The following is a 13,620-nucleotide window of genomic DNA, read 5'->3' on the forward strand; positions in this document are numbered from 1 at the left end:
TGGTGAACTGCGCCGATTCTCCGTGGGGCGGTTCGAGGAGTTGCGCGACCTGAGCCAGCGGCTGTTCTACCCGCACCGGTGGCAGGCGGCCTCCAGCGTGCAACGGTTGCCGGTCGAGCTCACCGCGATGACGCTGGGCGCCGTCACGATCAGCACGGCGACCATCCGCGGCGAGGTCACCGCATCCAGCACGGAACGGAGCGGGTACTTCATCGCCCTGACTGCCAACGGGTCCATCGACGTCGAACATCGAGGCGTCCGGACTCGGGTGAGCCGGGACACCGCCGCCGTCTACCGGCCGTCCGGACCCGGCCGGATGCACTGGAACGGCAAGGGCGCCCAGCCCTTCGGCGTGAAGGTGGAGAGTGCGGTCCTGGAAGCCACGTTGCGATCGCACCTGCAGCGGCCCACCGCGAAGCAGGTCAATCTGGCGGCCGGCATGGACACCGCGGTGGGGCCGGGGCGTTCGTGGGCGCGCCTGGTCGTTTTCCTGCACCGGGAGGCGGTCAGCGGCACCACCCTGCTGGACAATCCGCTGATCGCGGTCCGGCTGCACGACGCCGTGGTGCTGGGTCTGCTCTGTGCCGTGGACCATCCGGACCGGCAGCAGTTGCTGACCCCGGGCGGAGCGTGGCGACCGCGATCGGTCAAGCTCGCGATCGACATCATGCAGGCGCACCCCGAGGAGGCGCTCAGCGTCACGACGCTGGCCGGCACGGTGGGCGTCAGCGCGCGCAGTCTGCAGGCGGGGTTCCGGCAGTACGTCGGGATGACGCCGATGGCCTACCTGCGCCAGGTGCGGCTCACCCGCGCCAGGGACGATCTGCTGCACGGCGACCCGCACGGAGAATCGGTCGCCGCGGTCGCTCACCGGTGGGGATTCGGCCACGTGGGCCGGTTCGCGGCCGTGTACCGGCAGGCGTTCGGCGAGTCCCCGTCGCAGACGTTGCGGCGTTGACCACCGTCGCCGGACGAGAAACATCAGACTTTTTCTCCATCGGGGGATGTCCACTTCACGCGAGCCCTATCCGCATGCGACCGTGGCGGCAGGCAAGGTTGCGACAGCCCGGCAGGCCGATGGGATGGACTCGGCCTACCCCGGAACGCTACCCAGCGCGGCTCTCGCGCTGTGGAGGGCAGACCAACCTGCTGGCCGGAGTGCTCACGGCAACCGAGCGCTCCGGCTAACCCCGGTTCCACCGGGAGGCTGCCGTCAGTCGGCGGGGGCCCGTGCCGATGCGGAGAGCCACCTTCCCGCGCGACGGCTACGCTGTCCGACTATGACGGCAGCCTCGCGCGATCTGGCGCATCTCCGGCGGTGTGTCGCCCTTGCCGCCGAGGCGGTGGAGGCCGGCGACGACCCCTTCGGCTCCGTGCTGGTGGACGCGGGCGGTGCGGTGCTCGCGGAGGCCCGCAACCGGGAGATCAGCTCGGCGGACCCGACCGCTCACCCGGAGCTGGAGTTGGCGCAATGGGCGGCGAAGCACCTGCCGCCCGATGCGCGGGCCGCCGCAAGCGTCTACACGTCCGGCGAGCACTGCCCGATGTGCGCCGCCGCGCACGCCTGGGTCGGCCTCGGCCGGATCGTGTTCGCCGCGTCGAGTGCTCAGCTCGCCGGCTGGCGTTCCGAATGGGGGCTGGCGGCCGGGCCGGTGGCGGTCCTGCCGGTCGCCGTCGTCGCCCCCGGCACCCCGGTCACGGGTCCGGTTCCGCCGGTCGACCAGGAAATGCGCATGCTCCACGAACGCGCGGCGTCGCGGAAACCGTCCTAGGAGCCGGCCGGCCGGGCCCGATACCAGGCATTCGGCCGCGACGGGTACAGGTGTGGGCGAGACGGCACAATGCCCCGTCCGCTCGCGCACTCTTCGTCCGGCCGGGTGGGGAGCCACCCACCGGGCCTCGACAATGACCCCATGCTCGGTGCACCCGTCCTCGCTGCCCTGCGCCGTCCGCTGCTGATCGTGGCGGCGGCGCTCTGTCTCGTCACCGGTTTGTTGGTCGTCCTCTTCGGGGGTGCCTTCACCGGTGACTCGCCGGCGCGTGCGGCGGAGAGCCACACGGTCACGTTCGTCAACGACAGTGGCGAGAAGATCTGGATCGGCAGCACCGTCAACGCGGACGGTTCGGCGGCCATCGGCGGCCTGCCGACGCTCGAACCCGGGCAGCGCGCGACCATCTCGATCCCGGAGAACACCGGACCGGGGTACTGGCGCGGCAAGTTCTGGGCGCGCCAGCAGTGCACCGGCGAATCCGGCAGCACGTTCCACTGTGCGGTCGGCGACTGCGGCAACGCCGCGGACCGCTGTGTCATCAACTCGCAACAGCCGGCCAGCCTGGCCGAGTTCAACTTCGACGCGTCCGACGCCTACGGCTCGCCCTGGTACAACGTCAGCTACGTCGACGCGGTGTCGCTGCCCATCACGATCACGCCGACCGGCACGGAGGTGCGACCGGCGTCCCAGCAGTGCGGCGAGGCCGGCTGCGCCAAGCCGTTCCTGCAGGCGTGCCCGGATGCCCTCCTGATCCGTGACCAGACGGGCAAGGCATTGAACTGTGTCAACCCGAACCGGGACGCGGAAACCGACTACAGCCGGGCCATCACCGGGCTGTGCCCGAAGGCGTACAGCTGGTCCAAGCACGACGGTGTGGCGAACAACCAGACCGTGTTCCAATGCAAGCAGTGTTCCGGTTTCACGATCACCTTCCACGGCAACGGTACGCAGCCGCCGGCACCGCCGGCCCGGGTGGATCCGAAGCCGGCGCCGCAGCCGCGGGCGGTGAACCCGGAACCGCAGCAGGAGCGGGTCGCCGTACCGGGTCAGGTGCGCACGCCCGGGAAGCGGGCCCGGGCGGCCGATCCGGCGCCGCGGCCGGGCAACGCGATCGTCAGCGACTGGCAGGGCAAGTGCATCGACGTACCCGGCGCGAACTTCTCCGACGGCGTGCGGCTGCAGGTGTGGGACTGCGCCAAGTCGGACGCCCAACGGTGGACCTTCGCCGACGGTACGCTGAGAACCAGGGGCAATCTCTGCATGGATGTGGCCTGGGGATCACGGGACAACGGCGCGCCGGTGCAGATCGCCCACTGCAGCGGCAACCCGGCCCAGCAGTGGGTCCTGTCCGGCGCCGGCGACCTGGTGAACCCGCAGGCGAACAAGTGCCTCGACATCACGGACTGGAATCCGGCCAACGGCGCGGTGCTGCAGATCTGGGAGTGCGCCGGCACGGCCAACCAGAAGTGGCACCGCGTCTGAGGCGACGAGAGTCAGCTGGCACCTGACCGAACGACGTCTGGTCGGTCGGGCCGGCGTACCCAGGTGGCGGTCGTGGATCAGCTGCCGTAACCGGCCATCGTGTATGCGGCGAAGCCGGCCCCGGCCAGGACCGCCGCCGCGGCGAACGCGTGCAGGCGGGCCCGGCCGGACCGGGCGACGAGCAGGATCAGGGTGACACCGAGCACCGCTTCGATCACGGCGGTCTGCAGGCTGTCCGTTCGGTAGTGCGCGCCACGGCCGGGTTCCGAACTGCGGTCGACCAACATGGCCGCCTCGGCGAACAGGACCGCCCCGGGCATGGCCACGGCGACCGCTCGCAGCCTGTCCGATCCCGATCGGCTCAGGCCGCCGGCCGCCCCGAACAGGGAACCGGCGAGCACCCCCAGAAACAGCCACACCATGGCCGTCGGGGACCACAGGTTCCGCACATTGTCGTTCAGCAGGACGACAGCCGTGAGGTAGTACGCCTCCACGGCGACGACCAGCAGCACGGCCCCGGCGAGGGCGGAGCGTCGCCAGTCGGTGCGTAGCCACCATCCGATGCCGAACGCGCCGACGGCCCAGACCGCGCTGGAATTGGCCAGGTTCGCCCAGGGGTACGGCAGGCTGCGCTGGAGCAGGAGGTCTACCACGCCGAGTAGTACGCCGCAGGTCAGCACGGTCAGGACACGATGGCGCCGCCGGATCTCACGATCAATCGTCACGTCGTGACCTTGTCAGAACGCGCCGCCGCCGGACATCCACCGCAGGACAGACTTCCGGCCGTGCCGGCATCCGCCGTCCGCGGGCCGCCGATGCGTCAGTTCCGCTCGCAGCTGATCGCGATCCGGACGAAGGAGCAGTCGTCGGTGCCGGGTCCGCCGTCGGCCGCGTTGTTGTCGTTGCCCTGACCCAGCAACAGGTCGTTGCCGTTGCCACCGAACATCCAGTCGCTGCCGGGCCCGCTCCGGATGTCGTCGTTGCCGTCCTCGGAGTAGATGATGTCGTCGCCTTCGTGGGCGTCGATCGTGTCGTTGCCCGGACCGGAGCAGATGAGGTCGTTGCCGGCGCCGGCCCTGATGTAGTCCCGGGCGTTGAACGTCAGGATGACGTCGTCGCCTTCGGTGCCGTGGGTGACGTTCCCGAGCTGTGGCCCGATGATGGTGGCCGGTTCACCGGCGCACGTGAAGGCCGCCGCCCGGGCGGGTGTACCGGTCAGCAGACCGCCGGCCGTCATCAGAACGACGGTGGCGACGGAGAAGGCGGAGCGGGTCGTGGCGGCGCTGAGTTTGTCGAACATCGCATCTCCCGGTTGTGCGGCTTGCGGGGTGTCAGGCGGGGACGAGGCGGTAGGTGCCGGATCCGTCCGGCTTCCCGCCTTCGGACTGCTGAAGTCTGCTGCCGGAGACCAGTTCGTCCTGGCTGAACATGCCCCCGCGGTAGGCCAGCTGGATTCCCACCAGGTCGGAGCCCGGCACGTCGCGGTAGATGTACAGCTTCTGCCGCAGCGGCACCGCCTCGCACGAACTCCAGTCGATGGCGGCGCCCTCGACCGCGGTGGCCCCGGCCCCGGCCCCGACGCAGGCGCCGTTCCATCTGCCGATCAGCACCGACGGTGGCATGCCGGTGGCGTCGACCGGCCCGTGGCACACCCTCCAGTGCGACGAGGTACGGACCGGGCTGGTCCACCAGAACATGTAGGGCGAGTCGTCCTGGGTCAGGTACATGCCGTTGCCGCTGATGAGGTAGTGGTAGCCCGGGTCGCAGGCGTACCCGGTGGGTATCGCCGCGGCCGTCGGGCCGACTGCCGCCGGCGTCGCGCGCCTCCCGTCGTCCGCGTCGCGCGCCGCACGGGCCGCACGCTGGGCGGCCGGGCCGGCGCATCCCAGCTCGATCTGCGCGGTTCGCATGATCGAGTTGGCCGGTACGGTGTCCTCGCAGCGCACCACGCCCTCCTGTTCGCGCCCCCAGGTGGTGTAGGTGCCGGTGGCCCGGCGGTTCCACTCGGTGACCCAGCGGCCGTCCTCCTTCTGTACGCGGTGGCACTGCAGGGCGCTCATCTGGCCGGACACCTTGTGCATGCCGGAGTACACGGCGTAGTAGCCCGGCTGGGTGAAGTTCCAGGTGAGCGTCCGCTGCTCGGTGGTCGTGGTCATGGTGGTCTTGGTCAGCTGGAACCGGGCGCTCACCTCCAGCTTGGTGAGGAACGGGATACCGAAGTTGAAGCCGGTGGAGACGGACGTGTCGTTCATTACCTGCACGGTGAGTTGCTGCTGGTAGGTCATCTGCACGACGTGGGTGCCGGTGGAGCCGGCGGTCACGAAGAAGCCCTTGAAGTGGGTGATGGCAGGCGTGATCTCCATGCTGTTCGCCCAGCCCTGGCGGCGGCCCAGATCGGAGCTGTCACAGGGCGCGCCCGGTGCGGCCTCGGTCACCGCGGACGCCGGGCCGGCCCCGGCGACGACACCCCCGGTCAGGATCAACGCGGCCAGGGCGGCCATGGTGCCGCGTCGTAGGACGCCGTTCCGGCCGGCCGGGTTCGGTGGCGGAACGGCGGTCGGTGCACGTTTCATGGCTCTCCTCGTACGGCTGGGATCGACGCTCGGAGTGACGCCTCGGTTGTCGAGTGTGGAGCCGGGGTCCGGGGCGGTCCATGCCGCACCGATGCGGCATGGACCGGCCCCCGGCCACGTGCGATGCTGCGGGTGTGGACACTGGGCCGAGCGGTGAGGTGGCTCTGCCGCGGGCGGTCGACCTGCACCATCGGATCAGGGCGATCAGTACCGGCGTGATCCTGGTGTCCCGGCTCGGCTGCCTGGCCATGGTGGTCCTGAGTATCGTGGCGCTGGCCCGGATCGACGGGTACACGAACCGGCCGCTGGCCACGGTGGTCTACCTCGGGGTCGCGGCGTGGAGCATGGTGTTCCTGCCGGTCGTCGTGGTGCGCGATGCGCTGCCGCGCCGGGTACTCGCCGGGGACGTCGCGGTCACCGCGGCTGCCGTGGCGACCCTGCCCTGGGCACTGGACGACGAGGCGTTCTCCACGGTGGCGGTGCCCGACTTCGAGCCGGTCGGGGTGTCGGCCGCGGTCGCGTGGCGCTGGCCACCGCGTCGTGGTGGGCCACCGCCGCCGGATGCCTGACGCTGGCGGCGGCGTTCGGCACGGCGCAGTTCGCGTCACCCGAGTACGTCGACGTGGCGTCGACGCTGAACATCGTCGCATGGCAGGCCGTCACCGCCGCCTGCTGCTGCCTGTTCATCCGCCGTCTGCGGGCGGTGGCCGACGCGGTGGACGCGGCCACCGACCAGGTGATCGCCGCCCGGGAGCGCCTCGCCGCACGGCGCAGCCAGGCCGAGGAGCGGATCCGCCATTTCCACGAGCATCTACGCCGGCATCGTGCGCTGCACGACGGCCCGCTGCGCCTGCTGACCGCGATCGCCGGCCAGGGGAATGCGGGACATCCCGATCCGGAGGTACGTCGTCAGGCCGCGATCAGCGCCAACGTGCTGCGCGGCACGACACCCGATCACCCCGACGGCACCCTGACCGACCTGTCCCTCGCGCTCATCGAGGAGGGCAACGACAGCGCCGCGCTGGGGCTGCGGGTGGAGTACCACTTCGCCAATCTCCCCGACTCGCTGCCCACCGACGTCCTACTGGCGTTCCGGCATGCGGCCGGTGAGGCGCTGGCGAACGTCGCCCGGCACGCCGGCAGCAGCCGGGTACGGTTGACCGCCCTGACCGTACGGCAGCCGCTCCCGATCGTGGTGGTCGCCGTGGTCGACCAGGGCAAGGGCTTCGACCCGGATCTCACCCCGCCCGGCTACGGCATCCGGCAGTCCATCACCACGCGCATGGGCGAGGTCGGCGGTGCGGCCACTGTGGACAGTCATCCCGGCCAGGGCACCCGCGTCGACCTGCGGTGGCCGGGATGATCCGGGTCGCGGTCGTCGACAACGACAAGCTGGTGCCGGCCGGCCTGCGCGCCCTGCTCGCCGGGGTCGGTGACCTCCGGCTCGTGCACACCGCCACCACCGTGGGCGAGCACCTCGCCGCCGCGCCCGACGTCGACGTCGTCCTGCTCGACCTGCGCCTCGAGGACGGCACCGAGCCGGCCGGCAACGTGGCGGTACTGCGCCGCGGCGGTGCCCGGGTGCTGGTCTTCTCGGTGCACGGGGATCGGCGCCACGTGCGTGCCACCGTCCGCGCCGGTGCCGGCGGGTACCTCATCAAGGACGACGACGCCGACAAACTCGCTGACGCCATCCGCAGCGTGCACGCGGGACACCTGGCCCTCACCGCCGAGTTGATGAGCATCATCAACGACGACCCACCTGAACTGTCGCCGCAGGAGGCCCGCGCCCTCTACCTCTACGGCACCGGCAGCACCCTTGCCGCGACCGCGCGCCGCATGGGTGTGACCATCCCGACCGTGCGCTCCTACCTCGTCCGGACCCGGGCCAAATGGGCCGCCATCGACGAACCCGTCGACGACATCCGTACCCTCGTCCACGAGTACCGACCTCCACCCGCCGACGCCCCGGAACAGTGAGGCGCACGCCTTCCGGTCCGCGGGAGACGCCCCGCTTCAGGAGGCGGATCAGGCGGCGTTCACTCCGGGCGGTTCGGCGCCGGGCCCGGGAAGTCGATCACCAGGGGACGCGACGGGACCGGAATGGCCGCCGCGTGGTCGAGGTCGGCCCCGCCCGGATAGCACCAGGTCCGGGCGATGCACAGCTTCACCCGCTGGCCGGGCAGCAGGCGCACGGCGTACCGGTTGCTGTCCGGGGCGTCGCTGACGGCCATGATCTCGTGGGTCGAGGCGTGGAAGGCGTACACCGGGCCCAGCACCGGCTGGTCCGGCGTCCCGCCGACGGCGTTGCCGGAGACCACCGTGCCGGTGCGGAACAACTGGTCGGCGACGGTGGTCTGCCCGGCGACGACCGGGATGCCGTGGGCCCGTCGGCGGTCGGCGGCGTTGCCGGACCAGTGGGCGGCCACCGTGCTGGCCGGCCCGGCCGTCCCGTCCGGCGAGAAGAACAGCTTCCAGCGGTACGGCCCCAGCCCGGTGAACGTGTATCGACCCGATCCGGCGACGTTCGGGGTGGTCTCGCGCCACAACGGGTCCATGGACGCGACCGACACCTGGGCCGTGACCGGTGTGCCCGAGACCGCTTCGGTGAGCGTGCCGGTGATCGCTCCGGCGGGGTCCAGCCGCACCTCGGGGAGGGTGCGGACGCCGTCGGCCGGCGCGGTCACGACCAGGGCGGTGTCCCGGTCACCGGTGCCACCGCGTACGCCCAGCCACTGCATGCCGTGTGCCGGGTCGCCGGGCTGCACGAAGAACGAGTAGCGGCCCGGCAGGAGCCCCTCGAACACGACTGTGCCGGTGGCATCGGACGCGGCCCGGGCGTCCCAGAGATCGGCGAAACGCTCCTGCGCGGAGACCGCGTGGACGGTCACTCCGGCCACCGCGGCGCCCGTGCCGCCGTCTCGTACGACGGTGGTGATGCGCCCGGGTTCGGCGGCCACCGACGCCCCGGCGGCGCTCACCGGTGCGGGAAGCGCCCCCGCCACCGCGGTCACGCTGACGGCCAGCGACAGGACGGCCGTCGCCGCCGTCCGCGGGATGCTGAGGTCCGGTGCCATGCTCCGCCTTCCTGTTTCGCGCGATCGGATCAGCGTCGATCGATGCCGATCGTGATCAGTAGGGCCGAAGGTCCCGAACGTCGGCGGCGTCACGGCGCCGGGTACGCGGCGCGGTCACCGTGCCGGCGACCGCGTGGGTCAGACCTCGTGGGCCCCGGGCACGAGATCGGCGAGCAGCTTCTCCACCCGGGTCCGGATCTCGTCGCGGATCGGGCGCACGGACTCGACGCCCTTGCCGGCCGGGTCTTCGAGCTTCCAGTCCTCGTACCGTTTGCCGGGGAAGATCGGGCAGGCGTCGCCGCAGCCCATGGTGATGATGACGTCGCTGCTCTCGGCGGTCTCCCACTCGAGCTTCTTCGGCGTCTGGTCGGTGAGGTCGATGCCGACCTCGGCCATCGCCTCGACCGCGGCCGGGTTGACGGCCGTGCCGGGCGCGGAGCCGGCGGAGCGGACCTCGACGGTGTCGCCGGCGAGGTGACGCAGCCAGCCGGCGGCCATCTGGGACCGGCCGGCGTTGTGCACGCAGACGAACAGGACGCTGGGCTTGCTCATCGGATGTGCCTCCTGGTGGTGTCGGTGGGTGTCGAGGTCGAGCAGGTGGTGACGACCGGCCGTGCGGGCCGGGTTGATCAGCCCGCGGAACGCCGGCCGGGTCCTCATCGGCGGCCGGTGGGTGCGGCGGGACCGGGGTCGTGGTGGGCGACGACCACCTCGCCGGCCGCCTGCCGCACGCCCGGGTAGAGCGCGAGGAGCAGGCCCACACCCACGGCGACGCCGACGATCTGGGCGACGACGAAGCCGGGCACGGAGGCCGGGGCGATCCCGGCGAAGGTGTCGGTGAACGCGCGGCCGATCGTCACGGCCGGGTTGGCGAAGCTGGTGCTGCTGGTGAACCAGTAGGCGGCGCCGATGTAGGCGCCGACCGCGGCCGGTGCGACCGCGGCCCGGCCGGACCGGGCCAGGGCGAAGATCAGCAGGATCAGCCCGGCGGTGGCGACGACCTCACCCAGCCACAGATGTCCGGCGGCCCGTTCCTTGCCGGAGAAGTCGATTGCGGCGAGGTCGAACATCAGGTTCGCCAGAATCGACCCGGCGATCGCCCCGGCGGTCTGGGCGACGGCGTATCCGCCGAGCTGACGGGCGGTCAGGCCGGTCCGGTCGCGCCGGCCGAGGAACCAGTCGGCAGCGGAGACCACCGGGTTGAAGTGCGCGCCGGACACCGGCCCGAACGTGAGGATCAGGGCACCGAGCGCGAACGCGGTCGCGACCGAGTTCTGCAGCAGTTGCAGGCCGACGTCGTCCGGCGACAGCGTGGTCGCCATGACGCCGGAGCCGACGACCGCGGTGACCAGCAGGGCGGTGCCGACGAACTCGGCGAGCAGTCGCCGCCAGGTCGCAACAGGGTTCATGGGTACGGGTTCTCCACGTGATGGTGAGCGGGTCAGGCGGGGACGGGCCGGTCGGGGAGCGGCGGACGCGGCGTTCGGGGTGGTCACGGATGGGCCGCGAGACGGTCGATGCGCCCGGCGAGGTCGGTGTAGGCGGCTTCGAACGCCGCATCGGTGCCGGCGCGTACCGGATCGGGCACCGACCAGTGCAGCCGTGGCCGGACGGTGGAGGCCGGGTCTTCGTGGGCGCTGTCGCAGACCGCGATGACCAGATCGTCGTCCTGGACCACGTCGCTGATGTGCGCGGTGCCGGTCGGGTCCAGCCGCAGTCCGTGGCGGCGGGCGATCCGTACCGCCCGCGGGTGCACGCGCGGCGCCGGATGGGTGCCGGCCGACGCGGCGGGCCGGTGGGTGCGATCCGCCCACAGGGCGGCGGCCAGCTGTGAGCGGGCCGAGTTGTGGGTGCAGACGAACACCACCCGCTCGGCCTCCGGCAGCCGGGGCGGCGTGAGTAGCGCGAGGGTGCCGGGGCGCAGTCGCAGGTAGGTGCGGCGCCGGTCGGCCTCGGACCGGGTGCGTTCCAACAGGCCGGCCTCGGCGAGGACGTTGACGTGATGGGCGACGAGGTTGGACGGCATGCCGAGATCCCGGGCGACCTCACCGGGCGACGCGTCGCCGAGGCTGAGCGCGTCCACGATTGCCAGACGTGCCGGGTCGCCGAGCGCGGCGTGGATCCGCGCCCGTTCCCTCAGCGTGATCTCCTCAGCATTCATTGAATCAATCTTCACTGAGCCATCTGCCGGCGGGCAAGGCCGGCGGGCGATCGTTCACCTGATGGCCATGTCCGGCCGGCCGATCACCATCGGCCTGCCCGCGCTCGTCGCCGGCCTGCAGACCTCGTGAGTGCGCACCGGCAAGGAGAAGCAGCACCTGGCCACCATCTGGATTGCGTCGATCGGCACCCTGCTGTCGGCGTACTTCATTCTGGCTACGCCTTCTCCACGTTGTGAGGCCACCCCGGTGCGCGGGACCAAAGGCCCGTCGGTTCGGGTCCTTGCGGTCAGGTGCCGCGCGGCCCGGGCCGCAAGAGTGGGAGTGAGCGGGCGGTGCGCGTCCGTTCCCGACCTGGAGGATGCTGTCATGGCCGACACCGCCATCGTGACCGGAACGCCCGTCGAGCCCCTGGACGAGGTCGACAGCACGATCGCCGCCCTGGTGGACCAGGGCCTCGAGGCGCTGGCCGCGTACGACAGGTTCACCCAGGAGCAGATCGACACGATCGTGGCCAAGGCGTCGGTGGCCGCGTTGAGCCGGCACACCGAGTTGGCGCGGCTGGCGGTCGAGGAGACCGGCCGTGGCCTGTTCGAGGACAAGGCCGTGAAGAACATCTTCGCGTGTGAGCACGTCCCGCATCACATGGCCGGGCTCAAGACCGTGGGGGTCATCTCCCGGGACGAGATCAACGGCATCGTCGAGATCGCCGAACCGGTCGGCGTGGTGTGTGCGGTCACCCCGGTCACCAACCCGACGTCCACCACCGTCTTCAAGGCGTTGCTCGCCCTGAAGACCCGGAACCCGGTGATCTTCGCGTTCCACCCGGCGGCGCAGCGGTGCAGCGCGGAGGCGGCGCGGATCGTCCGTGACGCGGCGGTCGCCGCGGGGGCGCCGGAGCACTGCGTGCAGTGGATCGAAAGCCCGTCCGTGCCGGCCACCGGTGCCCTGATGCGGCATCCCGGCGTGTCGGTCATCCTGGCCACCGGCGGCAACGCCATGGTGCGCGCGGCGTACTCGGCCGGTAAGCCGGCGTTGGGCGTGGGTGCCGGCAACGTGCCGGCGTACCTGCACCGCAAGGCGAAGCTGGCGCGGGCCGTGCATGACGTCGTGCTGTCCAAGTCGTTCGACAACGGGATGGTGTGCGCGTCCGAGCAGGCCGTGGTCATCGACGCCGGGATCTATTCCGCGGCGCTCGACGAGTTCGCCCGGCTGCACGCCTACCGGGCCACCGCGGAGGACAAGGCGAAGCTCGAAAACCTCATCTTCGGTACGTCGGCGGGCCGCGCGGACTGCGCCGAGGGCCGGCTCAACGCGGAGGTGGTGGGGCAGAGCGCCGAGTGGATCGCCGAGCGGGCCGGGTTCACCGTGCCGCCGGGAACCTCGATCATCCTCGCCGAGGTGGACGGTGTGGGGCCGGCCGAGCCGCTGACCCGGGAGAAGTTGTGCCCGGTGCTGGCCGTGCTGCGGGCCGACTCGACGCAGCAGGGGTTCGACTACGCCGCGCGGATGGTGGAGTTCAACGGCCTGGGCCACAGCGCGGTCATCCACACCGAGGACGAGACGGTCGCCGAGGCGTACGGGCGGCACGTCAAGGCGGTCCGGATCATCTGGAACGCGCCGGCCTCCCAGGGTGGCATCGGCGACATGTACAACGCCTTCCTGCCGTCGCTCACGCTCGGCTGCGGCAGCTACGGGCACAACTCGGTGTCCGACAACGTCACCGCGGTCGACCTGATCAACATCAAGCGGATCGGCCGGCGCAGCAACAACCTCCAGTGGTTCAAGGTGCCACCGAAGATCTACTTCGAGCCGAACTCCATCCGTTACCTGACCGACATGCCCGACGTCCAGCGGGTCACCGTCGTCACCGACCACACCATGACCCGGCTCGGCTACGTGGACCGGATCATCACCGTGCTGCAGCGGCGGCCGGAACGGGTGGCCCTGCAGATCATCGACGACGTCGAACCCGAACCCAGCCTGGCGACCGTCGACCGCGGCGCGGAACTGATGCGCTCGTTCAGGCCGGACACCATCGTCGCGCTCGGCGGTGGGTCGGCGATGGACGCGGCGAAGGTGATGTGGCTGCGCTACGAGCACCCCGAGGTGGTCTTCTCCGACATGCGGGAGAAGTTCTTCGACGTACGCAAGCGCGCCTTCACCTTCCCCACCCTGGGTGAGCGGGCCCGGCTGGTGTGCATCCCGACCACCTCCGGCACCGGGGCGGAGGTCACCCCGTTCGCGGTGATCACCGACGGCGCGACCGGCAAGAAGTACCCCCTGGCGGACTACGCCCTCACGCCCAGCGTCGCGATCGTCGACCCGGTGCTCGCCACCGACCTGCCGCCGGCGATCACCGCGGACAGTGGATTCGACGCCCTGACCCACGCCGTCGAGTCCTACGTGTCGGTGTACGCCAACGACTTAACCGACGGCCTCGCCCTGCAGGCCATCCGGATGATCTTCGGCTACCTCGGGCGGGCGGTCGCGGACGGGCCGAACGACCCGGAGGCCCGGGAGAAGATGCACAACGCCGGCACGATCGCCGGAATGG

13 protein-coding genes and 1 pseudogene are annotated in these 13,620 nt (G+C 71.2%); 7 read left to right on the forward strand and 7 right to left on the reverse strand.

Translation table 11 applies throughout. The features are described 5' to 3' along the window. Positions 1 to 22: 22 nt before the first annotated feature. The 3 genes from LDL48_RS40575 (at position 23) to LDL48_RS40585 (ending at position 3,254) form a co-directional block, all read left to right on the forward strand. The gene (locus LDL48_RS40575) at positions 23 to 958 is read left to right on the forward strand and encodes a helix-turn-helix transcriptional regulator (RefSeq protein ID WP_225260512.1); all 936 of its coding nucleotides are present in this window, start codon (positions 23 to 25) and stop codon (positions 956 to 958) included. Positions 959 to 1,280: 322 nt separating this feature from the next. Beyond that, positions 1,281 to 1,772: a nucleoside deaminase gene (locus LDL48_RS40580; RefSeq protein ID WP_225260513.1), complete on the forward strand. Its 492-nt coding sequence runs from the start codon at positions 1,281 to 1,283 to the stop codon at positions 1,770 to 1,772. 141 nt (positions 1,773 to 1,913) lie between these two features. Further along, complete coding sequence (locus LDL48_RS40585; protein ID WP_225260514.1) at positions 1,914 to 3,254, forward strand: thaumatin family protein; 1,341 nt, start codon at positions 1,914 to 1,916, stop codon at positions 3,252 to 3,254. Positions 3,255 to 3,331: 77 nt separating this feature from the next. On the opposite strand, the gene LDL48_RS40590 is transcribed toward LDL48_RS40585, so the two are convergent. The 3 genes from LDL48_RS40590 to LDL48_RS40600 form a co-directional block, all read right to left on the reverse strand. Continuing rightward, entirely contained in the window at positions 3,332 to 3,979 is a 648-nt protein-coding gene (locus LDL48_RS40590; protein WP_225260515.1) for a DUF6518 family protein, read from the reverse strand. Positions 3,980 to 4,074: 95 nt separating this feature from the next. Beyond that, entirely contained in the window at positions 4,075 to 4,554 is a 480-nt protein-coding gene (locus LDL48_RS40595) for a calcium-binding protein (protein WP_225260516.1), read from the reverse strand. A gap of 31 nt (positions 4,555 to 4,585) precedes the next feature. Continuing rightward, complete coding sequence (locus tag LDL48_RS40600; protein ID WP_225260517.1) at positions 4,586 to 5,827, reverse strand: hypothetical protein; 1,242 nt, start codon at positions 5,825 to 5,827, stop codon at positions 4,586 to 4,588. A gap of 134 nt (positions 5,828 to 5,961) precedes the next feature. On the opposite strand from LDL48_RS40600, the gene LDL48_RS40605 reads away from it, so the two are divergent. From LDL48_RS40605 to LDL48_RS40615, 3 genes are read left to right on the forward strand one after another with little or no spacing between them, the layout of a single operon-like run. Further along, the gene (locus LDL48_RS40605) at positions 5,962 to 6,396 is read left to right on the forward strand and encodes a hypothetical protein (RefSeq protein ID WP_225260518.1); all 435 of its coding nucleotides are present in this window, start codon (positions 5,962 to 5,964) and stop codon (positions 6,394 to 6,396) included. After that, positions 6,348 to 7,190 carry a sensor histidine kinase gene (locus LDL48_RS40610; RefSeq protein ID WP_225260519.1) on the forward strand — a complete coding sequence of 281 codons (843 nt, stop codon included), beginning with the start codon at positions 6,348 to 6,350 and terminating at the stop codon, positions 7,188 to 7,190. Before LDL48_RS40605 ends, LDL48_RS40610 begins: the two co-directional genes overlap by 49 nt. Beyond that, the gene (locus tag LDL48_RS40615; protein WP_225260520.1) at positions 7,187 to 7,807 is read left to right on the forward strand and encodes a response regulator transcription factor; all 621 of its coding nucleotides are present in this window, start codon (positions 7,187 to 7,189) and stop codon (positions 7,805 to 7,807) included. Before LDL48_RS40610 ends, LDL48_RS40615 begins: the two co-directional genes overlap by 4 nt. A 59-nt stretch (positions 7,808 to 7,866) precedes the next feature. Here the strand turns inward: LDL48_RS40615 and LDL48_RS40620 are convergent, their stop codons facing one another. From LDL48_RS40620 to LDL48_RS40635, 4 genes and pseudogenes are all read right to left on the reverse strand, one after another. Then, positions 7,867 to 8,904, reverse strand: coding sequence for a collagen binding domain-containing protein (locus LDL48_RS40620; RefSeq protein ID WP_225260521.1), 1,038 nt, complete (start codon positions 8,902 to 8,904; stop codon positions 7,867 to 7,869). A gap of 138 nt (positions 8,905 to 9,042) precedes the next feature. Next, the gene (locus LDL48_RS40625) at positions 9,043 to 9,456 is read right to left on the reverse strand and encodes an arsenate reductase ArsC (protein ID WP_225260527.1); all 414 of its coding nucleotides are present in this window, start codon (positions 9,454 to 9,456) and stop codon (positions 9,043 to 9,045) included. Positions 9,457 to 9,595: 139 nt separating this feature from the next. Continuing rightward, positions 9,596 to 10,313 (reverse strand): annotated as a pseudogene (locus LDL48_RS40630) (aquaporin); the annotation flags it as partial. Positions 10,314 to 10,396: 83 nt separating this feature from the next. After that, a complete protein-coding gene (locus tag LDL48_RS40635) occupies positions 10,397 to 11,065 on the reverse strand; it encodes an arsenate reductase/protein-tyrosine-phosphatase family protein (protein WP_225260523.1) in 669 nt (222 codons plus the stop codon). Between the two features lie 367 nt (positions 11,066 to 11,432). Between LDL48_RS40635 and adhE the strand changes: the two genes are divergently transcribed. Continuing rightward, on the forward strand, positions 11,433 to 13,620 hold a 2,188-nt coding region (adhE, locus tag LDL48_RS40640), incomplete at its 3' end, for a bifunctional acetaldehyde-CoA/alcohol dehydrogenase (protein WP_225260524.1).

It is taken from the genome of Jidongwangia harbinensis (assembly GCF_020216025.1).
Taxonomy (GTDB): domain Bacteria; phylum Actinomycetota; class Actinomycetes; order Mycobacteriales; family Micromonosporaceae; genus Actinoplanes; species Actinoplanes harbinensis.